The sequence below is a fragment of the Streptomyces polyrhachis genome (genome assembly GCF_042663125.1).
GTDB classification, from domain to species: Bacteria; Actinomycetota; Actinomycetes; order Streptomycetales; family Streptomycetaceae; genus Streptomyces; species Streptomyces polyrhachii.
Genome location: NZ_JBHSZO010000006.1, coordinates 170515 through 193829, shown reverse-complemented (window position 1 = coordinate 193829; position 23315 = coordinate 170515). Strand labels below are relative to the sequence as shown.

Genomic DNA, 23315 nt, shown 5'->3' with positions numbered 1-23315 from the left:
GCTGCGGATCGTGCAGGCGTTCCGCCAGGAGTCGGGCGGCGCGGGCGGCGCTCAGGCAGCTCGCGGCGCGGGCCTCGTGGGCGGCGCCGTCGTCGGCCAACTCCCGCAGGCGGGCCTGCCAGGCGGCGCGTTCGCGCAGCCGGTGGGCGAGGCCGGCGAGGGCGCCGGCGCGGCGGCGGGGGCGCTGGGCGGCCTCCTGGCGCTCCTCGCGGATGCGGGCGGCCTCGGCGGCGGCCTCGGCGGTGGTGTCGCGCCGGGTGCGGGCCCGGGCGAGGGTCTGCTCGGCGGCGGTGGCGGCGGTGCGGGCCGTGTGGGCGAGGGAGGCCAGCTCGGCCAGCCGGCCCGCAGGGCAGCCGGCGCGCCAGGAGGCGAGGCGGGCGGCCAGGGCGCGGTCGGCGGTGAGGCGGGCGGCGAGGGTGCGGATGTCCTCGTCGCGCTCGGCGGCGCGCTCGCGCAGCCGGCGGCGCTCCTCGTCGGCGGCGCGCTCGTCGTGCATCGCCGGGTTGGGCGGGACGAGGAAGACGTCGGTGTCGGAGGGGCCGGCGGGGGTGGGGGCGATGAGGGCGGCGGCGGTGCCGACGGCGAGCGCCGAGCGCGGCAGCAGGGACGCCTCGGCCAGCACCTCGCGGGCGCGGGCGTGGGTCTGCGGGTCGGTGATGACCACGCCGTCCACCAGCTCGGGGCGGGCGGCCAGTACGGCGGCGTGGTCGGCGGCGTCGACGGCCTGCGCGAGATAGCGCCAGCCGGGCAGGGCGGGGATGCCGTGCTCGCCGAGGTACTCCACCGTGGCGAGGACGTCGGGTCCGGCGGGGAGCAGTCCGCCGTCGCCGAGCGCGCCCAGGATGCGCGCGTCGTCGGCCGCCGCGGTGCGCAGCTCGAACAGGCGGCGCTCGGCGGTGTGGTCGGCGTCCGCGAGCAGCTCGCGCAGGGTGTCGGCGCCCCGGTCGAGGTCCTCGGCGTCCAGCTCGCCGGCCGTACCGCCGCTGCCGGCGCCGAGCAGTGCGGCCAGTCGCGGTTCGGCGCCCAGGGCGCGCGCGGTGGCCGACTCCGCCTCGTACGTGCCCTGGGCGGCCAGTGCCGCGTCGCCGGCGCGGGCGGCGGCCAGCTCGGCGCGGGTCAGGGCGGCGGCGGCCTCCTGGGCCTGCCCGGCGGTGCGGGCGGCGGCCTCGCGGGCGGTGTCCCAGGCGGCGACGGCGCTCTTCTCGGCGTCGGCGGCGGCGAGGGCGGCGCGGGCCGGATCGGCCTGGGGGCTGCGGTCGTCGAGCCAGCCGGCGCGGACGGCCTCGGCGGTCTCCTGCTCGACCTCGGCCAGGCGCTGGCGCAGATGGCCGCTCTCGCTGCGGGCCCGCTCGGCGGCCGTGGCGGCGGCGGTGGCGTCGCGGTGGGCTGCCTCGGAGCGGCTCTGCAGGGCGGTGGAGCGCTCCTCCTCCTCGTCGGCGCGCCGCTCGCCCTCGCGGGCGGCGTGGTCCAGGGCCCGGACCAGCTCCTCGGCCGCCCGGGTGCGCGCGGCCAGGGCCGGGGCGGCGTCGCGCTCGGCCTCGTGGATGGCGGCGTGGACGCGGGCGGCGCGGTCGGCGGCGGCGCGGTGGCGCAGCACCGCCTCGGCGGCCTGCCAGGCGGACTGCAGGGTACGGGCCTCGGTCAGCTCGCGGCGCTGGGCGGCGGCGTCCTTCTCGGCGGCGGCCAGCGCCAGGCAGGCGTGGCGGTGGGCGAGCTCGGCGGCGACGGCCACCGCGCGGTCGCGGGCGCGGCGGGCGTCGCCGACGGCGTGCGCGGCGGTGGTGACCTGGGCGGCGAGGGCGGCGAGGCGTTCGCGCTCCTGGCCGGCGCGGGCGGTGAGGCGGTGGGCCAGCGCGGCGGTGCGGCGCTCGGCGCCGGCGTGCACCTCGCGGGCCCGCAGCCGGTGGCCGGCCGCCTGCGCGACGGCGTCGAGCAGCTCCAGGGAGCCGGCGGTGAAGTCGCGTTCGGCGGTCAGCTCGGCGCGGCGGCCGAGTTTGTGGGCGAAGCCGTGGACGAGGTCGGCGAGGCCGTCGGTGTCGCGGGTGTCGGTGACGGCGCGCAGCAGCAGGTCGGTGAAGTCGGAGTCGTTCTTCACCGCGAAGAGGCCGGCGGCCTCGCCCTCGTCGGCGTTCATCTCCCGCTGGTAGCGGAAGAGTTCGGGGTCCAGGCCCAGGCCCGTCAGGTGCTCGTTCCACCGCTCGTGGACGTCCTCCCAGGCCACCTCCAGATGCGGGTAGCTGCGGCCCGCCTCGGTCAGCGCGTCGCGGAAGCCCTTCATGGTGCGCCGCCGGCCGCGGGCTCCGGAGGCGGACCGGGGGGCCTCGGCGACGGGGAGGGAGTCCAGGCCCAGTCCGGGGCCGGGGCGGAAGGAGTACCAGGCTTCGGAGAACTTCCGCGGGTCGGTGGAGACCTGCCGGCCGCGCCACTCGCTCACCTTGCCCACGACGACCGCCTCGCCGGTCACGGTGTGCTGCCACTCCAGCGCCACGTGGCCGCAGTCGTCGGCGAGGAGGAACTTGCGCAGTACGCCGGAGCTGGCGCCGCCGAGGGTGTTGCGGTGGCCGGGCAGCATCACGGAGAAGATCAGCTTCAGCAGGACGGACTTGCCGCCGCCGTTCTCCAGGAAGAGCACCCCGGCCGGGGCGGGGCGGCGGGGCGGCCCGCTGGGCTCCTCGGCGAAGAAGTCGCCCTGGGCCGGCGCCGGGGCCGCCACCGGGTCACCCACTCCGCGCAGGTCCAGCACGGTGTCGGCGTAGCGCGCGCCGGCGGGTCCGATGGAGTGGAGGCGGATCCGGGACAGCTCGTACATGGCTCTCTCAGGGGGTCGTGGGGGCGGGTCGGCGGGCGGTCAGCCGCTGTGGCGCTGGTCGGGGAAGAACGGCAGCCCGGCCTCGGCGGCCAGCTCCTCGACGCCGTCGGGGACGAGCAGGCTGGGGCTGCCGTCGCCGACGGGGACGACGCCCAGCTCCAGCAGCTCGGTCATGGCGGCGCCGCCGGCCAGGTCGCGGACCTGCAGCTGGTAGCGGGCGGTGGTGCGGTACGTGCCGCCGGCCTCGTCGGAGGTGCGCTGCAGGAAGCCGGAGTCGGTGAGGAAGGCGAGGGCCTTGGCGATGATGCCGGTGGTGGAGCCGGCGAGGCGGCGGGCGTCCTTGGTGGCCCCGGTGGCGCTGCGCCGTACGTACACCCGCCAGGCCGACTCCAGGCCGGGGGCCCCGCTCGCCGGGTCGGTGTTCTCCCCCGCCGCCTCGGCGCGCTCCTGCAGTCTGCGGCACACCTGGCGGACGAAGGCGTCCACGCCGTTGACCGTGATCCGGCCGAGGTAGCCGTCGTCGGCCAGGTCGTCGGGGCGGGGGAAGGCCATCGCGGCGGCGGCGAGGTGGGCCAGGCCGTGCAGGAAGCGGTCGGCGGAGTCGGCGGTGGCCCGGCGCGCGTACTCGCCCATCCGCACGGCGAAGACGGAGTCCTCGGCGGCGGTGACGGCCATGCCGGCGCGGCCGGAGACCTCCAGCACGACCAGGCCGAGCCCGCCGGCGACGGCGTCGGCGAGGCGGGCGAAGGGCGGGTCCTCGCGGTAGCGGCGCAGCAGTTCGGCGTACTCCAGGTCGCGGGCGGGGAGCAGCCGGGGCTGCAGGCCGAAGGCGACGAGGCGGGCCGCGTCGGCGGCGTCGGCGGGCGTGAGCGCTGCCTGCGCGGGCTCGGCGGCGGTGCTGTGCTCGCTGCTCATCGGGCTTGTCCTGTCTGCTTGTCGGCGGCCTGCTTCACGGTCGGTACGACGGCCGCCCGCCGTCCTGTCCTACGCGCCCTCACGGCGCCCCCTCCGTACGCCCGGCCGCCATCCCGGCCGCGTCCAGCAGGGCTGTCCCCACGATGAGGTCCGCGCCGCCGAACTCCGGGTCGTCCAGCTCGGTGCCGTCGTCGACGGCGAAGAGCAGCCGCTCCTCGCCCTGCCGGTAGGCCGTGCCGACGGGTGGGCTGGCGGCGTGGACGGCGAGCAGCGCGACCAGGTACGGCAGCGCGGGGTCGCGGCGGCGGGCCTCGGCGAGCAGGCCGGACAGGCGGCGCGGGGCGTCGGGGGCCAGCTCCAGCAGCTCCAGGGCGCCGGCGAGCTGCTCCTCGCTGAAGCGGCTGTCGTCGGGGGTGGCGATCAGGTCCGGCTCGGGCAGCTCGGCGCCCAGGTGCTCGCGCTCGGCCGGCGGGGTCAGCAGGGTCTCCACCAGGTCGCCCAGCCGTACGGCGGGCGGCGGGCGCAGGCCCGTGCCCCGGGCGAACCAGGCGTCCGTGACGCGCACGGCCTGCTCCAGGGGCAGCGGCAGGACGGGGGCGAGGAGCTGCCCGTACAGGTCGAGGCCGGAGTGCGCGGCGGGGGTGGCGAAGGACTGGCGGTCCTGCTCGGCGCGGAAGAGGGGGCCGGCGTCCAGCAGCCGGGACTGCAGCTGGGTGTGGCGGCGGATGCAGTCCTTGACGATGTCGATCAGCTCGGCGGCGCGCCGCTTGTGCTCAGGGTCTTCGGCCTCGTCGCGGGAGCGGCGGATGTGGGTGAGGATGGCGTTCTCGTGCCGGTAGCGGTCGGCGACGTGGTCGAGGGCTTCGGCGATCATGTCGGGGACGGTGCGCAGCCAGTCCACCGCGCGGACGTTGCGCCGGGTGGCCTCCAGGGTGCGGCGCAGCGTCTCGGCGTACTGCACGGTGCGGTAGCGGGCCTGCTCGGCGGCGAGCTGGGCGTCGGCGAGGCGGCCGCGCGAGATGAGCACCTCCAGCTTGACCTCGGCGGCGATCTGGGCGCTGGTGACGTCGGTGTCCAGGGCGCCGACCAGGACGTTGACCGCCTCGTCGGTGGTCCGCAGGTAGACCGCGCCGTCGGGGCCCGGCACCTCCTCGACCAGCTTGAAGTCGTAGTCCCGGCGCACGTAGGAGCCGTCGGGGGCGAAGGTGCCGTAGACGGCGCGGAAGCCCCGGTCGACGCTGCCGACGTTGATCAGGTTGTCCAGCACCCAGCGCGCGACGCGCTCGTGCTCGGCGGCCGGGCGGCGGGGGGCCTGGGCGGCGACGCGGGGCAGCAGCCGGGCGAGGACCTGCTCGTGGTCGGCGCCGGTGTCGAAGTCCATCTGGAGGGTGACCAGGTCGATCGCGGCCAGGGCCACCTCCGCCATCGCGTACACCCCGTACTCGCCGGCCAGGTTGGCCTTGCGCACGTCGAGGTCGTGCAGCGGCGCCGTGCAGGCGAGGGCGCGCAGCCGGCGGGCCAGGCCCTCGTCGGCGGCCGGGCCCGCGGCGGGTGAAGCGGTGGCAGGTGCGGTCACGACGGACAGATTAGGCGCTGCCACCGACAACGCTCCAAACCGAGTGGATCAGGGCGGCGCCTGCCGGTCCGGATCGGCGCGGATCAGGACCGGCCGGGATGGCGTCAGGGCTTCGGCTCCCCGTAGCCCCCACCGCCCGGCGTCTCCACCACCAGCACGTCCCCCGCCCCCGCCTCGGCGGTGTCGCAGCCCGCCAGCTCCTCGACGGTGCCGTCGGCGCGCTCCACGCGGTTGGCGCCCAGCGCGCCCGGCGCACCGCCCGCCATGCCGTACGGGCCGACGCGGCGGTGGTTGCTCAGCAGCGTCACGGTCATCGGCTCCAGGAAGCGCAGCCTGCGCACCACCCCGCTGCCGCCTGGCCAGCGGCCCGCGCCGCCGCTGCCGCGCCGTACGGAGAACTCCTCCACCCGCACCGGGAAGCGCCATTCCAGCACCTCCGGGTCGGTGAGCCGCGAGTTCGTCATGTGCGTCTGGACAGCGTCGGCGCCCGCGAAGCCCTCGCCCGCCCCCGAGCCGCTGGCGATGGTCTCGTAGTACTGGGCGTGCTCGTTGCCGAAGGTGAGGTTGTTCATCGTGCCGGAGCCCTCCGCCTGGACGCCCAGCGCCGCGTACAGGGCGCCGGTGACCGCCTGCGAGGTCTCGACGTTGCCGGCGACGGTGGCGGCGGGGTGGCGCGGGGCGAGCATGGAGCCCTCGGGGATGCGCACGTCGAGGGGTTTGAGGCAGCCGCTGTTGAGCGGGATGTCCTCGGCGACCAGGGTGCGGAAGACGTACAGCACGGCCGCCGTGACGACGGAGGAGGGGGCGTTGGAGTTGTCCGCGCGCTGCGGGGAGGTGCCGGCGAAGTCGATGACCGCGCTGCGGGCGGCGCGGTCGACGTCCACCCGTACGGCGATCACGGCCCCGCTGTCGGTCTCGTAGCGGTACGAGCCGCCGTGCAGCCGGGCGATGATCCGCCGTACGGACTCCTCCGCGTTGTCCTGTACGTGGCGCATGTAGGCCCGTACCGTCTCCAGGCCGAACTGCTCGACCATGCGGTGCAGTTCGCGGATGCCCTTCTCGTTGGCGGCGAGCTGGGCGCGCAGGTCGGCGAGGTTGGCGTCGGGGGCGCGCGAGGGGTACGGGCCCGAGCGCAGCAGCCCGCGGGTCTCCTCCTCGCGCAGCCGCCCGGCGCGCATCAGCGGCCAGGTGTCGAAGAGGACGCCCTCCTCGTCCACCGTGCGGCTGAAGGCCGGCATGGAGCCGGGGGTGATGCCGCCGATCTCCGCGTGGTGGCCGCGGGAGGCGACCAGGAAGAGCAGTTCCTCTCCGGCGGCGTCGAAGACGGGGGTGACGACGGTGACGTCCGGCAGGTGGGTGCCGCCGTGGTAGGGGTCGTTGACGGCGTACGCGTCCCCGGGGCGCAGGTCGCCGGCGCGCCGGCGCAGCACCTCCTTGATGGACTCGCCCATCGAGCCCAGGTGGACGGGGATGTGCGGGGCGTTGGCGATGAGGTTGCCCTCGGCGTCGAACAGGGCGCAGGAGAAGTCGAGGCGCTCCTTGATGTTGACGGAGTGCGCGGTGTTCTCCAGGCGCAGGCCCATCTGCTCGGCGATGGACATGAAGAGGCTGTTGAACACCTCCAGCATCACCGGGTCCGCCTCGGTGCCGACGGCGAAGACGGTGGGCCGGGGGCGTACCCGGGTGAGGACGAGGTGCCCGCGCTCGTCGGCGGCGGCCTGCCAGCCGGGGTCCACCACGGTGGTGGCGTCGGGCTCGGCGATCAGCGCGGGGCCGGTGACGGTGTCGGCGGGGCGCAGGTCTTCGCGCCGGTAGAGGTCGACCTCCCGCAGTGCGCCGTCGACGAACAGCTCCACCCGGTCGGCCGCCCGCAACCCACCCTCGCGCGGCGGCTGTTCGAGGGCGTCCAGGGAGGTCGGCGGCGGGGTGGAGGACGCTTCGACGGACACCGCCTCGGCGACGAGGGGCTTGTCCATGGTGAAGCCGTAGCGGGCGCGGTGCACGGCCGCGAACTCGGCGGCCATGGCGGGCGCCGCCGCGGCCGCCACCGGGATCGCGGAGTCCGTACCGGCGTACCGCAGCCGCACCCGGGCGGTGGTGGTGACCGACTCGTCCGCGATGCCGTCGGCGCGCAGGTCGGCGCGGGTGGCCTGCGCCAACTGCTCGCACACCTCGTGGACACGGGGCAGTGCGTCCTCGGTGAGCGGTTCCTCGACGGACTGCTCGCGCATGGCCGTCGCCGCCGCGACGCCGATCCCGTACGCGGAGAGCACGCCTGCCAGGGGTGGTACGAGCACGGTGGCGATGCCCAACTGGTCGGCGACGGCGCAGGCGTGCTGGCCGCCCGCGCCGCCGAAGCTCACCAGGGCGTGGCGGGCGGGGTCGTGGCCGCGCTGGACGGAGATCTTCTTCACCGCGTTGGCCATGTTGAGCACCGCGATGTCCACGAAACCGGCGGCGACCTCCTCGGGCCTGCGGGTGTCCCCCGTCGCCTTCGCGGCCTCCTCGGCCAGCTCGGTGAACGCCTGCCGTACGGCCGCCGTGTCCAGCGGCTGATCGCCGCCGGGGCCGAACACGGCGGGGAAGTGCGCGCCTTGGACCCGTCCCAGCATCACGTTGGCGTCGGTGACGGTGAGCGGGCCGCCCCGGCGGTAGGCGAGCGGGCCGGGAGCGGCGCCCGCGGAGTCGGGGCCCACCCGGTAGCGGCGGCCGTCGAAGTGCAGGACCGAGCCGCCGCCGGCCGCGACGGTGTGGATGCTCATCATCGGCGCGCGCATCCGCACACCCGCCACCTCGGTGCCGAACTCGCGCTCGTACTCCCCCGCGTAGTGCGAGACGTCCGTGGAGGTGCCGCCCATGTCGAAGCCGACCACCTTCTCGTAGCCCAGGGCGCCCGCCGCCCGCACCATCCCCACCACCCCGCCGGCCGGTCCGGAGAGCACCGCGTCCTTGCCCCGGAAGTGCTCCGCCTGGCGCAGTCCGCCGTTGGACTGCATGAACATCAGCCGGATACCGGGCAGTTCGGCGGCGACCTGCTCGACGTAGCGGCGCAGGATGGGCGAGAGGTAGGCGTCCACGACGGTGGTGTCGCCGCGCGGGACCAGCTTCATCAGCGGGCTCACCTCGTGCGAGACGCTGACCTGCGTGAAGCCGAGCTCGCGGGCGGCTCGCGCCACCTCGCGCTCGTGGGCGTCGTAGCGGTAGCCGTGCATCAGGACGACGGCGGCGCTGCGGTAGCCGGCGTCGTAGGCGGCGCGCAGTCCCGACACGGCGGCGGCCAGGTCGAGTTCGCGGACGGTCTCGCCGTGGGCGCCGACGCGCTCGGGCACCTCGACCACGCGCTCGTAGAGCGCCTCGGGCAGCAGGATGCGGCGGTCGAAGAGGCGGGGGCGGTTCTGGTAGGCGATACGCAGCGCGTCGCGAAAGCCCTCCGTGATGACCAGCACCGTCGGCTCGCCCTTGCGCTCCAGCAGCGCGTTGGTGGCCACCGTGGTGCCCATCTTCACCACCGCCACCCGCTCGGCGGGGACCGGCTCGTCCTCGCCGAGCCCCAGGGTGCGCCGGATGCCGGCGACGGCGGCGTCCCGGTAGCGGTCGGGGTCGTGCGAGAGGAGCTTGCGGGCGAGGAGGCGGCCGTCGGGGGTCTTGGCGACGATGTCGGTGAAGGTGCCGCCGCGGTCGATCCAGAACTCCCAGCGTCCACCGGTCCGTTCCGCCTGGCCCACCTGGCCCGTCTGTGCCGCCTGCGCCGTCCGCGCCTTCTGGTCCGCCTGCGCCGCTTCCGTACCCATCAGCCCATTCTGGCAGCGGATCCGCTCCCGGTCCGGACATCCTCCGGCATCGCGTGGGCCGCCAGGAACGCCGCCGTCGCCGCCGGCCACCCGTACTCCTCGGCCCGGCGGCGGGCCGCCGCACGCCGCTCCCCCTCGTCGCGGGCCAGCAGCCGCAGGGCCGCCCGGGCGAAGGCCGCCCCGCTGTCGGCGGCCGTCTCCCCCGCCGGGCCGACGATCGCGGGCAGCGCGGAGAGCGCGCTGGCCACCACCGGGGTGCCGCAGGCCAGCGCCTCCAGGGCGGCCAGGCCGAAGGTCTCCACCGGGCCGGGCGCCAGCGCCAGGTCGGCGCTGGCCTGCAGCGCCGCCACCTCCACGGCGGGCAGGTGCCCCAGGAAGGCCACCGGCAGCCGCTCGGCGTCCGCCCGCGCGGCCAGGCGCCGACGCAGCGGTCCCTCGCCCGCCACCGCCAGCCGGGCCGCCACCCCGCGCCCGCGCAGCTCGGCGAGGGCGTCCAGGGCCCGGCCGGGGCGCTTCTCCGGCGAGAGGCGCGAGCACAGCAGGAGGAGTACGGCGCCGGGGTCGGCGCCGTCCCCGCCGAGCAGCCGGGCCCGCAGCGCCGTACTGCGGTGGGCGGGATGGTGGCGGGTCAGATCGACGCCGAGGGGGGCCCGTACGACGTTGCGCGCGCCGATGCGCTCGAACTCGCGCGCCGCCCACTCGGTGGTGCACACGATGCGCCGAAAGGCGTGGGCGGAGCGGCGGTTGAGGCTGTCGGCGGCGCGCAGGGCCGTCTCCTGCGGCACGCCCCAGGTGCGCAGCACCCCGTCGACGCTCTCGTGGGAGACCATCACCGCCGGCACCCGGGCGCGCCGCGCCCAGCCGCCGGTCCAGCGCAGGGTGGTGCGGTCGGAGACCTCCAGGCGGTCGGGGGCCAGCTCCGCCAGCAGCCGGGTCAGCGCGCGCCGCTCCAGCAGGACGCGGTAGCCGCCGGTGGCGGGCAGGACGGGGCCGGGGAGGGTGATCACGCGCCCCTGCCCGGTCTCCTCGTCGCCCGCCCTCGCGCCGGGCACCACGAGCACCGGCTCGTGGCCGGCGGCCCGGTAGCCGGCGCCCAGTTCGCGCAGGGCGGTGCGCAGTCCGCCGGAGGCGGGGGTGACGAAGTTGGCGAGGCGCACGATGCGCAGGCCGCCGCTCATGCCGCGAGCGCCGTACGGGCGGCGAGGATCTCGGCGTAGTGGCCGAGGAGTCGGTCGCCCACGGCCTCCCAGGTGCGTTCGGCGACCGCCGCCCGTCCCGCGCCGCCCAGCCGCGCCCGCAGCGCCGGGTCGTCCGCGAGGCGCCGTACGGCGGTGGCGGCGGCCCGCTCGTCGAGCGGCGCGGTCAGCAGTCCGGTACGGCCCTCCCGGACCAGGTCCAGCGGTCCGCCCGCGGCGGGCGCGACCACCGCCGTCCCGGAGGCCATGGCCTCCTGCACGGTCTGGCAGAACGTCTCGAAGGGGCCGGTGTGCACGAAGACGTCCAAGGAGGCGTGGATGCGGGCGAGTTCGTCGCCCGTACGCATGCCCAGGAAGCGCGCGCCGGGGACGGCCGCCCGCAGCGCCGCCGCGCTGGGTCCGTCGCCGACGACCACCAGGCGCACGTCCTCCAGCGCGGCGGTGGCCGCCAGCAGCTCGACGTGCTTCTCCGGCGCCAGCCGTCCCACGTAGCCGACGAGGGTACGGGCCCCGCCCGCCAGGCTCGCGCGCAGCGCCTCGTCGCGCCGGCCGGGGTGGAAGCGGTGGGTGTCCACGCCGCGCGGCCACAGCCGCAGCCGGGGCACGCCGTGGGCGTGCAGCTGCGCCATCGCCGCGGTGGACGGCGCCAGGGTCAGCGCGGCGGCGCCGTGCACGGCGCGGATGCGCCGCCAGGCCAGGGACTCGCCGGCGCCCAGGTAGGTGCGGGCGTAGGAGCCCAGGTCGGTCTGGTAGACGGCGACGGCCGGGACGCCCAGGCGGGCGGCGGCCGCCGCGCCGCGCGCGCCCAGGACGAAGGGGCTGGCCAGGTGGACCAGTTCGGTGCCGTGCGCGCTCAGCTCCGCCGCCAGGCGGCGGGTGGGCAGGGCGAGGCGGACCTGCCGGTAGCCGGGCAGGGACACGGCGGGCAGCCGCACGACGCGGCACGGGGGCGGCGGCGCCGGGGTGCCCCGCAGGGTGTCGGGGGCGACCACCAGGACGTCGTGGCCGCGGCGCACCAGGTGGCGGGCGGTCTGCCAGGCGCAGTGGGCGACGCCGTTGACGTCGGGCGGGAAGGATTCGGTGACGAGCGCGATACGCATACCCGAGTTGTCGCCGGGCCCGCGGTGGTGCGGGCCACCGGCAGCTGTCGGGGCGGAGAACGCCGCGTGAGCAGTTGGCGCGGGGCGCCCCGGCGGCTTCCCGACCAGCCCTCGGCGCCTCTACCGGTCCCTATCTCACGAACCGTCCGGACTCATCCGGGTGCGCACCGCGGTCTGCACGCCCGCCTCCTCGGCCGGGTCGGCGGCCAGTCGGCGCAGCCGCTCCGCGACCCGGGCGTCGGCCGTCTCGGCGGTGCGGGCGGCCAGTTCGCGCGTCGACTCCTCGCAGTCCCACAGGCACTCGACGGCGAAGGAGGCGGCGAAGGCCGCGTCGGTGGCCGCCAGCGCGGCGGCGGTGATCCCCCGCAGCTGCGAGGAGGCGGTCTCGCGGTAGACGTGCCGCAGCACCGGCGCCGCCTCGCGGATGCCGAGCCGCCCGGCGCCCTCCGTCAGCGCCCACAGCGCCTTCGCGTCGGGTCCTTCCAGGCGTACGGTCCGCAGCAGCGCGCCGCGCACCGCCTCGCTGTCCTGCGGGGCGCCGCGCCGGGCCAGCATGACCGCGGCGGCGGTGCCCAGGGCGTCCGGCCGGCGCACCCAGCCGCGGGCGCGGCGCAGGGCGGCGGCGGAGCGCATGCAGCCGAACACGCACAGGGCCGTCTCCGCCACATAGGCCGAGCCCGTCTGGGCCGCCAGCTCGATCAGGTCCAGGGCCTCGGTGTCGGCGACGGCGGCCAGGTGGGCCAGCGCGGCGGCGCGGGCGCCGTCCTCACCGCCGCGGGCGGCGGCGACGAGCACGGGGTGGTCGGTGGCCAGGGCGACGGCGGCGAGGCAGCGGGCGGCTGCGGCGTGGCGCGGCTGGTCGGGCTTCTCCTCGTACCCCTGGCGCGCCCAGTCCAGCACCGCCGTCACGCTCCAGTCGGGGCGCGGGCCGCGCGGGCGCAGCTGGCGCTGCCACAGCTCGAAGCTGCGCCGCTCCTGGGCGGCGCGCACCCGGGCGCCGAGGCGCTCGTCCTTCGCCCACAGGTTCCACGGGCGCGGTTCGAAGGACTCGGCGACGGCGGCGGCGAGTGCCTGCTCGCCCTCGGGGGTGCGGGGGAAGCGCGCCAGGACGGCGGGGCCCAGCAGGCGCAGCGCCTCGTCGCCGTCGCGTACGGCCAGCTCGTCCAGCGCCCACTGCCAGCAGGCGCCGCGTTCGGCGTAGCGCCGCAGCAGGGCCAGGGCGTCGGTGCGCCCGTAGCCGGCCAGATGTCCCAGGACGGCGAGCGCGAGCCCGCAGCGCTGCTCGTCGGGGCGGTCGTCGCCGTGGTCGTCGGGGTGGAAGAGGTGCTCCGCCACCGCGTCGAGGCCGGCGTCCAGATCCAGCCAGAGCCGGGCGTAGTACAAGGAGCGGTTCTCCACCTGCCAGTCGGGGCGGGGGTCGTGCAGCACGCAGCTCTCAAGGGCGGCGACGGCCTCCGCCTCGGGGGCCGCGAGGGCGTGCAGGGTCCCGTCGCCGCGCCCCCGCTGCAGGAGGCCGAGCAGGGTGCCGCTGGGCGCTATGACTGGCTCGAACATGAGGTCAGCATCCGTGGTGGGGGGCGGAGAGGCAACGGAATTATCTGGGAAAGGGACGTACCGGACACCGTGCGGGGGCTTGGGTGGGGGTGCCCCCGGCGCGGCATCGGGGAAGCTTATCGGGACCTTCGCGCAGATCACGACGGGTTGCCGGACGACGTGCGGCAGCTCTCTCCGGCATATGCCAGAAGCATCATCAATGCGAGTATTGCCAAAGTGGTTACGTGTCGTCGTGCTCTGTGCCACAGTCATTACGGCTCCACTCCCCAGCTTCCCCCACTCCCGCACCCTCCCGCCCTCTCGCCAAGCCGGAGTTCCCATGCCGTCCCACCTCTCGCCGGAGCGCCCCGCGGCGGCCCAGTCGCAGGGCAGGGATGCCGTGGAGGCCGTGCTGGAGCAGGTGCGGCGGCTGCGCGGCGGAGTGGAGGCGGTGCGCCGGGAGGCCGGGCCGCCGCGCTTCGGCGACGCGGACGCGCGGGCGCGCTGGCAGCGGGCCCTGTGCGACCTCGCCGACAGCCAGCTCAACGAACTGGACGCGCAGCTCGGCCAGTTGCGCGAGCGCAGACCCGCCACGGCCGGCCGGCCCGCCGGCTCCCTGCTGACCCGGGTGGGCACGGCGGAGTGGGATCTGCTCACCGACCGGATCGACTGGTCCGACGAGCTGTACGCGATCTTCGGCCGCTCCCCCGAGGAGGGGCCGCTCTCCCTCGACGAGCTGCCCGGCGCCATCGCCGGCGCCGACCAGGCCCGGCTGACCGCCATGGTGACCGACTGCCTGGTCGACGGCCGCACGATCGACGGCGAGTTCCGCGTCGTACGCCCCGACGGCAGCCTGCGCACCGTGCACCTGGTGGGCGAGCCGGTGCTCGACGCCGACGGCGCGACCGCCTCCATGTGGGCGGTGCTGCGCGACGTCAGCGAGCTGCGCCGCAGCCAGCGGGCGGTGAGCGCGCCCCGCGAGGCGCGCGGCGGCCCGCCCGCCCAGGGCGAGCAGCGCCTCGCGGTCGAGCTGCGCGAGACCGTGCTGCCCCCCTGGCGCGGCACGCTGCGCTTCCCGCACGACGAGCACGACAGCCCCGCCGGCCTCGACCTGGCCGCGCACTACCTCTGCCCGCCGGGCGGCTCCTCCGCCCGCAGCGACTGGTACGACGCCCTGCGCCTGCCCGGCGACTGCACGCTGCTGTCCGTCGGCGACCTCGCCGGGCGCGGCCTGTCCGCCAGTTCGGGGCTGGCGATGCTGCTGGGCGCGCTGCGCGGGATGGCGCTGACGGGCGTGGACCCGGGCCCCCTGCTGGGCTGGCTCAACCAGCTGCTGGAAGCCTCCGCGCAGCCGCTCCTGGGCAGCGCGCTGTGCTGCAGATACGATCCGGCAACCCGCTCGCTGGAGTGGGCCCAGGGCGGCCACCCCGCCCCGCTGCTCTTCCGCGAGGGGACGGGCCGCGCCCTGGAGCGCCCCGCCGGCGAGGTGCTGGGCGCCGGCGCGCAGTCGACGTACCGGCCGGCGCGCGAGGAGCTGCTGCCCGGCGACGTGCTGGTGCTGCACACGGCCGCGCTGAACTCCGCCCTGGACCCGCGCTCCCTCGCCCCGGACCTCACCGCCGCCGCGGACGCGGAGGCGTGCCTGGGCGTCCTGGCGCAGGCCACGGCGGGCACACCCGGTGTGTGCCTGCTGGTCGCCCGGGTGACGGGCTGAACTCCCGGGCGTACCGGGCCTACTGCCGCCGCCTGTCAGGTACGGACGTCCGTAGGTGCTGAACTCCTGTGTGCGAAGGGCTTCCTGAGCGCTGCCGGGCCACCCCCGCGCTCACGCCTTCGTGCTTCTCCCCCCGCGTGCCTGGCGGGGCAGTGCGAAGCGCAGCTCCTCCCGCAGGTCCTGCACCTTGGGGTAGTCGGCGTACTGGCCGGTCAGCCGGTACATCTCGCGCAGCCGGTCCCAGGTGCGGTGCGAGGAGGTCTCCCCGATGGTCAGCAGCGCCAGGCGCGCGTAGCGGTCGGCCTGCTCGGGGTCGTCGGCGATGAAGCAGGCCGAGGCCAGCGAGATGTAGTCGAAGATCTGGGAGCGCTGGCGCCCCTCGGCCCGCAGCCGCAGCGCCCGGTGCGCGTGCCGCTGCGCGAGGTGGGCCGCCGCCGGATCGTGCTCGGCGAACGTGCGGTAGGCCAGCGCCTCCATGCCGTGCAGGTCCGCCTCGTCGAACATCTGCATCCAACTGGGCGGCGGCACATCGCCCTTGTCGGCGGCGAAGAGGTCCTCCGCCTCCCCGAGCGTGCGCCGCATCCCGCGCCCGTCGCCCTTGGCCGCCTGCGCCCACGCCTCGATCGTGCACAGCATGGCGCGGGTGCGGGGCAGGGTGCGCTGCCCGGAGCCGGACTTGGCGAGCTTCATCAGGTCCAGCGCGTCGTCGGGGCGGCCCAGGTGCACCATCTGGCGCGCGGCCCGGGAGAGGGCCTCGCCGGCGCGCGGCCGGTCGCCGCCCTCGCGCGCGGCGTGGGTGGCGATGACGAAGTACTTCTGCGCGGTGGGCTCCAGGCCCACGTCGTGCGACATCCAGCCCGCCAGCACCGCGAGGTTCGCCGCCACCCCCCACAGCCTGCGCTGCAGCTGCGGGGGGTGGCGGTAGGCGAGCATGCCGCCCACCTCGTTGAGCTGGCCGACGACGGCCTTGCGCTGCAGGCCGCCGCCGCGCGCCGCGTCCCAGGCGCGGAAGACCTCCACCGAGCGCTCCAGCGCCTCGACCTCGGCGCTGCCGACGGGCGTCGCCTCGTAGGAGGAGGTGTGGGAGGCGTACTCGAAGGCGGGGTCGGCCGTCCCGGGGCGGCGCAGGGGGTCGGAGGCGACGTGGGGTCGGGGGCGGGAGGCGGGGTCGGTGTGGAGCCAGTCGTGCATGGCGCTGCTGAGTGTGGAGCCGGCGGCGAGCGCGGCGCCCGCGCCTACCAGGCCGCGTCGATTGAGCATGAGGTCCATTCCCGTGAATTCGGTGAGGACCTCCGCCGTACGCTCCGGCGCCCAGGGGAGTCCGGCGCCCGATCCTGCCCGCCGTCTCCCCGCGCGCCCACCACGGGCGAGACCGAGATCCTCGATGGTCACGACACGGCCGAGACGCTCGGTGAACAGGGCTTCCAGCACCTTCGGTACGGGATCGCGCGGAATCTCACCGGTCTCCATCCAGCGCCGCACCCGTGAGGTGTCGGTCGCCAGCTGCGGGTAACCCATCACGCCCGCCTGCCGGTTCACAAGCCTCGCCAACTCGCCCTTGGACCAGCCGGCCAGCTCGAAGAGGTCGGCCAGTCTGGTGTTGGGTCCCCTGCTCACGTCAAGCCCCCAGGATGCTCGGCTGATTCGACAGTAGACCCGCCCTCACCTGCCGAGCGACTATTCGCCATGGTTCGCCAGGGTCCGCCAGATGGTGTGCCACCCGCGTATGGGTGTGGTGTAGGGATGCGCGATCCGGTCGGCAGGCCGGTGGCACATGCCAACCGCATTCCCCAGGATGCGGGCCTTCCTGTCAGCCGCCGCGGTCCGGCACCCCGGCCCCGGCGGTACGGCATCCGGTCGGGGCCTGTCCGGTCCGACGGGCCGCCGGCGGTTCTGCCGGCCGGGATCGCGCACCGCAGTCGTCGGCACGCGAAGGGACCCGTTACGCCCATGTACGCAACATCTGCCTCCGCGCCAGCCCCCGCCCGCCCCCACCGGGGTCCGGGCCCCGCCCCGCTCGCCGGGGCCTCCGGCCTGCCCCCCGAGCGCGGCGCCTACGGCGACACGGCCCTGCGGCCGGGCGTCGGCCGCCCCCGGCGCTCCCCCGGGAGCGGCCGGGCCGGGGACGGGGCGCTGGGGGGGAGACTCGACCTGTCCGGGCCCCAGGGCGCGGTGCTGCGCACGGCCGTCGCCTCGGTGCACCGCATCTGCCCCGACTTCACCCCCGTGCAGGTACTGCGCCGCAGCAGCCGGTCGGTGTTACTGATCGGGACGACCGGGCGCACCACGGTGGTGGCGAAGTGCCTCATCGACCGCTCCCCGGCCTGGATCGAGCGCTTCCAGCACGAGATAGCCACCTACCGCACCTTCGTACGCCACAAGCCGCCCGTGCGGGTGCCGCGGCTGATCGCGGCCGACCCGGAGCACTGCACGCTGGTCATCGAGCGCAGCCCCGGCCGGGTGGCGGCACTGCAGCGCCACCCCGTCGAGCCGCCGCCGCGCGCCGACGTGCGCTCGGTGCTGGGCGCGATCTGCCGGGTGAACCTGTGGCGTCCGCCGGCGGGCGTGTTCAACGCCCCGCTGGACTACCCGCGCGAGATGCGCCGCCTCCACGAGCTGGGGCTGCTCACCGACCGGGACCTGAGCGACATGCAGTCCCTGCTGCACGGACTGGCGCACGGGCCGGGGCAGTTCTGCCACGGTGACGCGCTGCTGTCGAACATGCTGCTCTCCCCCGCCGGCCCGGTGCTGGTCGACTGGGAGCGGGCGGGCTGGTACCTGCCGGGCTACGACCTGGCGACGATGTGGGCGGTGCTGGGCGACGCGGCCGAGGCGCGCCGGCAGATCAGCCAGCTCGCCCAGGCGGCGGGCCCGGCGGCCCGGGACGCCTTCCTGGTCAACCTGATGCTGGTGCTGACCCGGGAGATCCGCACCTACGAGTCGGCCGTCCAGCGCACGATGCACGAGCCCGTCCCCGGCGGCGCCGCCGAGCGGCGCGCGGCGGCGCCGGCGAGCGGCGAGGAGCTGCGGCTGCTGCTGCGCAGGCTGCACGACGACGCCTCGATGGCGCGCCGCGCGGTGCGGGCGGCCGTCGGCACCCGCTGAGCCGGCCTGGTCGGCCGCCGGCCGCCGGGCCGACGCGCCGAGGGGCGGCACCCGATCAGGGTGCCGCCCCTCGGCGCGTGCGTGCGCCGATCCCCGCGCGGGGCGCCGCGCCCTCCGCCTCGCCGTACACCCCGCCTCGCCGTGCCCTCCGCCTCGCCGTGCCCTCCGCCTCGCCGTGCACCCCGTTGATGTTTGACGCGGCCCGCGCCGGGGGGTAGCCCTGGACTTCGATCACGATCAGTGATCCCGCGCGTACCCACGGTGGCGCGGCGTCCGGTACCGGAGGCACTGGCTTGCGCAGGTTCGTACCCACCCTGGCGGCAGCGGCGCTCGCCCTGCCCGCCCTCCTCTCCCAGGCGCCCCGGGCCCTGGCCGACCCCCTGGCGAATCCGCCGGCGGGCTCCCCCGCGGCCAGCACGGCGCAGTGCCCGCCCGAGCTGGACTGCGAGTGGCTGCCCGCGCCCTTCCGGGAGTTCACCGGCGACGACGGCGCCCCCGACTACGGCAACCACGACCCGGCGGACCGCCCCGCCGACCAGCCCGTCCGCTATCTCGTCATCCACGACACCGAGGCCCCCTACGGCGGCTCGGTGCAGGCCGTGCAGAACCCGCGCTCGGTATCCTGGCAGTACACGATCCGCTCCCGCGACGGCCATGTGGCGCAGCACGTGCCGCTGTCGGCGGTGGCCTGGCACGCCGGGAACTGGCATGTGAACTCCCAGTCCGTCGGCATCGAGCACGAGGCCCGACTGGCCGAGCCCGACGCCTGGTTCACGGAGGAGATGTACCGCTCCTCGGCGCGGCTGGTGCGCTGGCTGGCCGACCGCTACGGCATTCCGCTGGACCGCCGGCACATCATCGGCCACGACAACGTGCCCGCCTCCACCCCGGCCGGCATCCGGGGCATGCACACCGACCCGGGCCCGTACTGGGACTGGGCGCACTACTTCGAGCTGCTGGGCGCGCCCTTCACCGCCACCGGCCCCGCGGACTCCGGCATCGTGACGATCCTCCCGGACTACGACCGCCACCGGCCGCGCTACACCTCCTGCACCGCCGCGCGCCGGGTGTGCCCCCCGCACGGCTCCGGCGCGGTGCGGCTGCACACGGCGCCCTCGCACTCCGCGCCGCTGGTGTCCGACACGGGACTGCACGGCGGCGACGGCCGCTCCTCGACGGGCGTCAACGACACGGGCGCGCGGGCCTCGACGGGGCAGCAGTTCGCGGTGGCGGGCCGCGAGGGCGCGTGGACGGCGATCTGGTACCTCGGCGCCAAGGCGTGGTTCCACAGCCCGGCCGCGCGCCCGGTGGCGGTCCCCGCCGCGGGCCGCACCGTCACCCCCCGGCCCGGCGCGGGGCCGGTGCGCGTCTACGGGCGGGTGCTGCCGGAGGCGCGGGCGTACCCCAGGGGCGTCAAGCCGGTCGAGCCGACACCGCTGCCGTACGTCCTGGAGCCGGGCCAGCGCTATGTCCTGGGCGACACGCTGCGCGCCGAGCACTTCCACGCCACCGAGTTCGCCGGCCCGCTGCAGCGCACGGTGGTGCGCGGGCGCACGGCCTACCACCTGATCCAGTTCGGCCACCGGCTGGCGTACGTCAACGCGGCCGACGTACGGGTCAGCCCTGCTGGAAAAGCTCCGCGGGGAGGGGCTTGAGGAGCTGGTAGAGGTCGCCGGTGATGGGCCGGTCCCAGGTGGCGATGGTGACCAGCACGCCGTCGCTGCGGTCGAACTGCACGCAGGAGATCCGGCTCTCGGAGCACCTGACCTGCTTGACGATGAGCAGGTTGTCCTGGTGCATCACGGGGGTGTCCTCGCTGCCCACGACCGTCACCGGCTCCTCGTTGCCCAGGGCGGCGAGGAGCTGCGCCACCTCGAAGGGGACCTGGTCCTCGGCGGGTTCACGCGCCGGGGAGCCGGCCGGGAGGTTGCCGATGACCATCGCGGGGCCGCGCCCGCCGAAGAGGTCGTAGCGCAGGAAGACACCCTGGCAGGTGCCGTCGGGCGCGGGCAGCAGCCCGGCGCCCAGATCCCCGGGCCAGTCACCGGGATCCATGGCGAGGACGTCGAAGTCCGGCCCGGCGGGCGCGGGGGTGCTGCGGCGGCGGAGGAAGGACATACCCCAATCGTACGGCGCGGTCGTACGTGCGGGCGCCGGGGTGGCGGCCGGTGTTCAGGGGCGACGCCGGAAGCGGCGCCGGGAGGGCGTCACGGAGCAGGCGCCAGTGCCTGCGCCAGGCCCGCGGGGTCGGTGCCGACCTTGCGGTAGACCGCCGACAGCAGCAGTGCCACCGTCCGCTCGTCGGTGTCCAGCTCCGCGGCGATGCGCTGGTGGGGCATCGCGCGCGCGGCGCGTTCGGCGGCGGCCCGCTCCTGGGCGCTGAGCGTGTCGGTGGCGGTGGTGCGCAGCCGGCGCGGGCGCAGGCCCGCCGCGGCGAGTTCGCCGCGGGCCCGCTCGGCGAGGCCGTCGGCCCCGCAGTCGAGGGCCCCCTCCAGCCCCCGGTAGAGCTGCTCGGCGGCCTCGCACGGCTGCCCGGCGGCGCGCAGGGCGGTGGCGTGCTCCACGAGGGCGAGCGCCAGTTCGTATCCGGCGGGCGAGCGCTCCAGGTGCTCGACGGCCTCCTGCAGCAGCTTGGGCCGCTCGGCGGGCGGCGATACGTGGGCGGTGGTGCGCAGCGCCTGGCCGATGGCGGAGGGCGCGCCGTACTGGCGGGCGGCGGCCAGGCCCTCCCTGGCGTGCCGCAGCGCCCGCTCGGGGGCGTCGGGCAGCTCGGCCTGGGCGAGGCGCAGCTGCCAGGGGCACCAGGACGGGTTGCGGATGCCGCGCCGCGACAGGCGCCGGCCGGCCGCGGCCAGGTGGACGGCGGCCTGGCCGGACTCCCCGGTGGCCAGGAGCAGTTCGCCGTACACGGTCTGCGCGTCGGGGAAGACGACGGCCACCGGGCGCGGCTCGCGGAAGTCGTACTCCTCGGCCAGGCGGGCCGCCTCGCCGGGCCGACCGCGGGCGAGGAGGACCTCGATCAGGATGGCGACGGCGTACCACTGGGCGGGGGTGTGGCGGCCCACCCGCTCGGCGAGGGCCAGTCCGTCGCGGGTGAAGTCCTCGGCCTCGTGGAGGCGGCCGCGGCGGTAGCGCACGTAGCCCAGCAGGGTGTAGCCGAAGGAGAGGTGGGCGCCGCGCCAGCCCTGCCGTTCGAAGGCGGCGATGCCCTCGGCGAACAGCTCCTCGGTACGGCCGGGCCGGTCGGCGTACATGAAGGCCAGGGCGGCCAGGATGGGCACCTCGAAGCCGCGCTCGCCGTCCGCCCAGTCCAGGCCGCCGCGCAGGGCCCGCTCGGCGTGGCCGACGGCGGTCTCGGCGGGCTCGGCGCGCAAGGTGGCGTCCCAGGCGCGCAGGCCGATGATGTAGCGCTCGGTGAGGTCGCGGCCGGAGAGGCGGTCGGCCAGCAGGGTCAGGCGGCGCGAGCGCGCCGGGGAGTCGGGCTCGTCGGCGCGGAAGGCGTCCCACATGAACTGCTCGGCGCGCATCCGCAGCCGGCTGCGCGCGTCGGTCACCGTACGGGCGCCCTGGGCGACCACCTCGGAGGCCTCCACCAGGCGGTCGGCGTGCGCGAGGGTCTGGGAGAGGCGGTAGACGATGGCGTTGCGCAGCTCCGGGTCGGAGCCCGCCTCGTCCAGGGCGGCGCGCAGGTGGTTGACGGTGGTGGCGGGCTCGGTGAGCGTGGAGGAGCAGCCCAACTCGTAGAGCACGGCGGCGCGTTCCTCCGGCGGGGGTGGTTCGCGCAGGGCGCGGTCGAGGTAGGAGCGGGCGGTGTCGGGCGCGCCGGCGCGCAGGGTCTCGCGGGCGGCCTCGCGCAGTTGGCGCACCACCCAGGGGTCGGCCTCGGGGTGCGTCTCCAGCAGGTGGCGGGCGGCGGCGCAGGCGCCCGCCCCCCGGTCGACCACGCACCAGGCGGCCTGTCCGTGCAGGGCGACGCGCACGGCGTCGGGGATGGCGCGGTAGACGGCGGTGGCGATCAGCGGGTGGACGAACTGCAGGGTGTCGGCGCCGGTGAGGATCCGGGCCGCGCGCAGCCGGTCGGCCGCGTCGAGCGCCTCCTCGGTGCCCATCCCGGCGACGGCGGCGGCCAGCGGCGGGGCGATCTCGGTGCCCAGGACGGCGCAGGCCCAGGCGAAGCGGACGGTGGAGGTGCCCAGCCGCTCCAGGCGCCGGGCCAGCCCGCTGCCCTTGGCGGCGGCGGCCAGGTCGCGCAGCAGGTGGGCGCTGGACTCGTCGGGGCGCAGTGCGCGGTCGCGGACGCGGGCGGTGAGTTCGACGGCCTCGAAGGGGTTTCCGGCGGTGACCGCCCAGCACTCGCGGCAGAAGGCGTCGTCGGCCTCGGGGCCGATGCGGGCGCGGACCAGCTCGGCGACGGCGGGGGCGGTGAGCGGCTCCAGGCCCAGCGGGCGGTGTCCGGCGCGGCCCGGGAGGGCGCGGAACGCCTCGGCGTGGTCGGGGAGTTCCTCCGGCCGGTAGGCGGCGACGATCAGCATCGGCAGCTCCTCGGCGCGCGGCGCGAAGGAGGTCAGCCAGCCCAGCGACTCGGCGTCGGCCCAGTGGGCGTCGTCCAGGACGAGGACGAGGGGGGCGCGGTGGGTGGCGAGGTGGGTGAGCACCCAGTCCAGGCCGTCGGCGAGTCCCTGGGGGTCGGGCGGGGCGCCGCCGGAGCCGTCGGTCAGGCCGAGCGCCGGGCCGACGATGCCGTACCAGCCGCCCAGGGTGCGGTGCAGCTCCTCCTCGCCGTAGCGGGCGAGTCGGGGCTGCAGCAGCTGGCGCGCGACGTGGAAGGCGACGCGCTGCTCCTGGTCGCCGCCGCGGGCGAACAGCACGGTGCAGCCCAGCGCGGCGGCGCGGTCGCGGACGTGGGCCAGCAGGGTGGTCTTGCCGAATCCGGCGTGCCCGGCCACCGCGAGGACGCCGCCGCGGCGGGCGGCGGGGCGGCCGGCGTCGCGCAGCCCGGTGAGGGCGTGCAGGGCCTCGTCGACGGCCCGCAGCTCCGGTTCACGTTCGAGCAGCCGGTTGTCGGACATGAGGGCATCACCGCGACTCGCTACGCCGCGTACACGGAGGTGTGTACGCCTGTGCGTGAGCACTGAGCGTACGCCTCCGGGTACGCGGCGGTGACCCGTCGGAGGGGATTGGTGCACGGCCGATCCGGCGCGGACGCGGACCCCGCGCCCACCCCTACGTGAGGTCGAACTCGCCGTCTCTGGCGCCCAGTACGAAGGCGCGCCACTCCGCCGGGGTGAAGACGAGCGCCGGGCCCTGCGGGTTGCGTCCGTCGCGCATGGCGATGTAGCCCTCGACGAAGGCGACCTGGACGTCGCCCACGCCCTGGCTGCCGGACTGCCACTGCGCGTCCGACAGGTCGAGCTGCGGCTTCTCCCGCCCCGCCACGGGGTGTTCAGTGGTGCTCTCGGCCACGTGCCTACTCCTCCCGGTCCAACTCCGGCCGCCAGCCTATCCAGCACACCCCGTGTGCGACAGGTCACACGCCCGCTTCCCCTCCAACGCGCCCCCTGCTTCGGCAGGTTGAC

Annotated in this window: 13 protein-coding genes and 1 pseudogene; 3 read left to right on the top strand and 11 right to left on the bottom strand. The window is 76.4% G+C overall.

The window, feature by feature from the left end; genetic code table 11:
* The 7 genes and pseudogenes from ACFQLX_RS06115 to ACFQLX_RS06085 all read right to left on the bottom strand — a co-directional run.
* A pseudogene (locus ACFQLX_RS06115) lies at positions 1–2809 on the bottom strand (hypothetical protein); the annotation flags it as partial.
* A 39-nt stretch (positions 2810–2848) separates the two neighbouring features.
* Positions 2849–3724: a hypothetical protein gene (locus ACFQLX_RS06110; protein WP_386412847.1), complete on the bottom strand. Its 876-nt coding sequence runs from the start codon at positions 3722–3724 to the stop codon at positions 2849–2851.
* 79 nt (positions 3725–3803) lie between these two features.
* A complete protein-coding gene (locus ACFQLX_RS06105; protein WP_386412845.1) occupies positions 3804–5300 on the bottom strand; it encodes a hypothetical protein in 1497 nt (498 codons plus the stop codon).
* A gap of 104 nt (positions 5301–5404) precedes the next feature.
* Complete coding sequence (locus tag ACFQLX_RS06100) at positions 5405–9091, bottom strand: hydantoinase B/oxoprolinase family protein (protein ID WP_386412842.1); 3687 nt, start codon at positions 9089–9091, stop codon at positions 5405–5407.
* On the bottom strand, positions 9091–10269 hold the full coding sequence (locus ACFQLX_RS06095) for a glycosyltransferase (protein WP_386412839.1): 1179 nt from the start codon (positions 10267–10269) through the stop codon (positions 9091–9093). Before ACFQLX_RS06095 ends, ACFQLX_RS06100 begins: the two co-directional genes overlap by 1 nt.
* Complete coding sequence (locus ACFQLX_RS06090) at positions 10266–11387, bottom strand: glycosyltransferase family 4 protein (RefSeq protein WP_386412836.1); 1122 nt, start codon at positions 11385–11387, stop codon at positions 10266–10268. Before ACFQLX_RS06090 ends, ACFQLX_RS06095 begins: the two co-directional genes overlap by 4 nt.
* A gap of 135 nt (positions 11388–11522) precedes the next feature.
* Complete coding sequence (locus tag ACFQLX_RS06085; protein ID WP_386412833.1) at positions 11523–12941, bottom strand: HEAT repeat domain-containing protein; 1419 nt, start codon at positions 12939–12941, stop codon at positions 11523–11525.
* Between the two features lie 319 nt (positions 12942–13260).
* Between ACFQLX_RS06085 and ACFQLX_RS06080 the strand changes: the two genes are divergently transcribed.
* Complete coding sequence (locus ACFQLX_RS06080; protein WP_386412830.1) at positions 13261–14634, top strand: PP2C family protein-serine/threonine phosphatase; 1374 nt, start codon at positions 13261–13263, stop codon at positions 14632–14634.
* Between the two features lie 111 nt (positions 14635–14745).
* Here the strand turns inward: ACFQLX_RS06080 and ACFQLX_RS06075 are convergent, their stop codons facing one another.
* The gene (locus ACFQLX_RS06075) at positions 14746–16251 is read right to left on the bottom strand and encodes a DNA-binding protein NsdB (RefSeq protein WP_386412827.1); all 1506 of its coding nucleotides are present in this window, start codon (positions 16249–16251) and stop codon (positions 14746–14748) included.
* A gap of 333 nt (positions 16252–16584) precedes the next feature.
* Here ACFQLX_RS06075 and ACFQLX_RS06070 point away from each other — a divergent pair, with 333 nt between their 5' ends.
* Together ACFQLX_RS06070 and ACFQLX_RS06065 are read left to right on the top strand one after the other, a co-directional pair.
* Positions 16585–17739, top strand: coding sequence for an aminoglycoside phosphotransferase family protein (locus tag ACFQLX_RS06070; RefSeq protein WP_386412824.1), 1155 nt, complete (start codon positions 16585–16587; stop codon positions 17737–17739).
* Between the two features lie 293 nt (positions 17740–18032).
* Entirely contained in the window at positions 18033–19394 is a 1362-nt protein-coding gene (locus ACFQLX_RS06065; RefSeq protein ID WP_386412821.1) for an N-acetylmuramoyl-L-alanine amidase, read from the top strand.
* Here ACFQLX_RS06065 and ACFQLX_RS06060 read toward each other — a convergent pair.
* The 3 genes from ACFQLX_RS06060 to ACFQLX_RS06050 form a co-directional block, all read right to left on the bottom strand.
* Positions 19357–19857 carry a hypothetical protein gene (locus ACFQLX_RS06060; protein WP_386412818.1) on the bottom strand — a complete coding sequence of 167 codons (501 nt, stop codon included), beginning with the start codon at positions 19855–19857 and terminating at the stop codon, positions 19357–19359. The two genes, ACFQLX_RS06065 and ACFQLX_RS06060, sit on opposite strands and share 38 nt — an antisense overlap.
* An 89-nt stretch (positions 19858–19946) precedes the next feature.
* A complete protein-coding gene (locus ACFQLX_RS06055; RefSeq protein WP_386412816.1) occupies positions 19947–22808 on the bottom strand; it encodes an ATP-binding protein in 2862 nt (953 codons plus the stop codon).
* A 154-nt stretch (positions 22809–22962) separates the two neighbouring features.
* Positions 22963–23202 carry a DUF397 domain-containing protein gene (locus ACFQLX_RS06050; RefSeq protein ID WP_386412813.1) on the bottom strand — a complete coding sequence of 80 codons (240 nt, stop codon included), beginning with the start codon at positions 23200–23202 and terminating at the stop codon, positions 22963–22965.
* Positions 23203–23315: the final 113 nt, after the last annotated feature.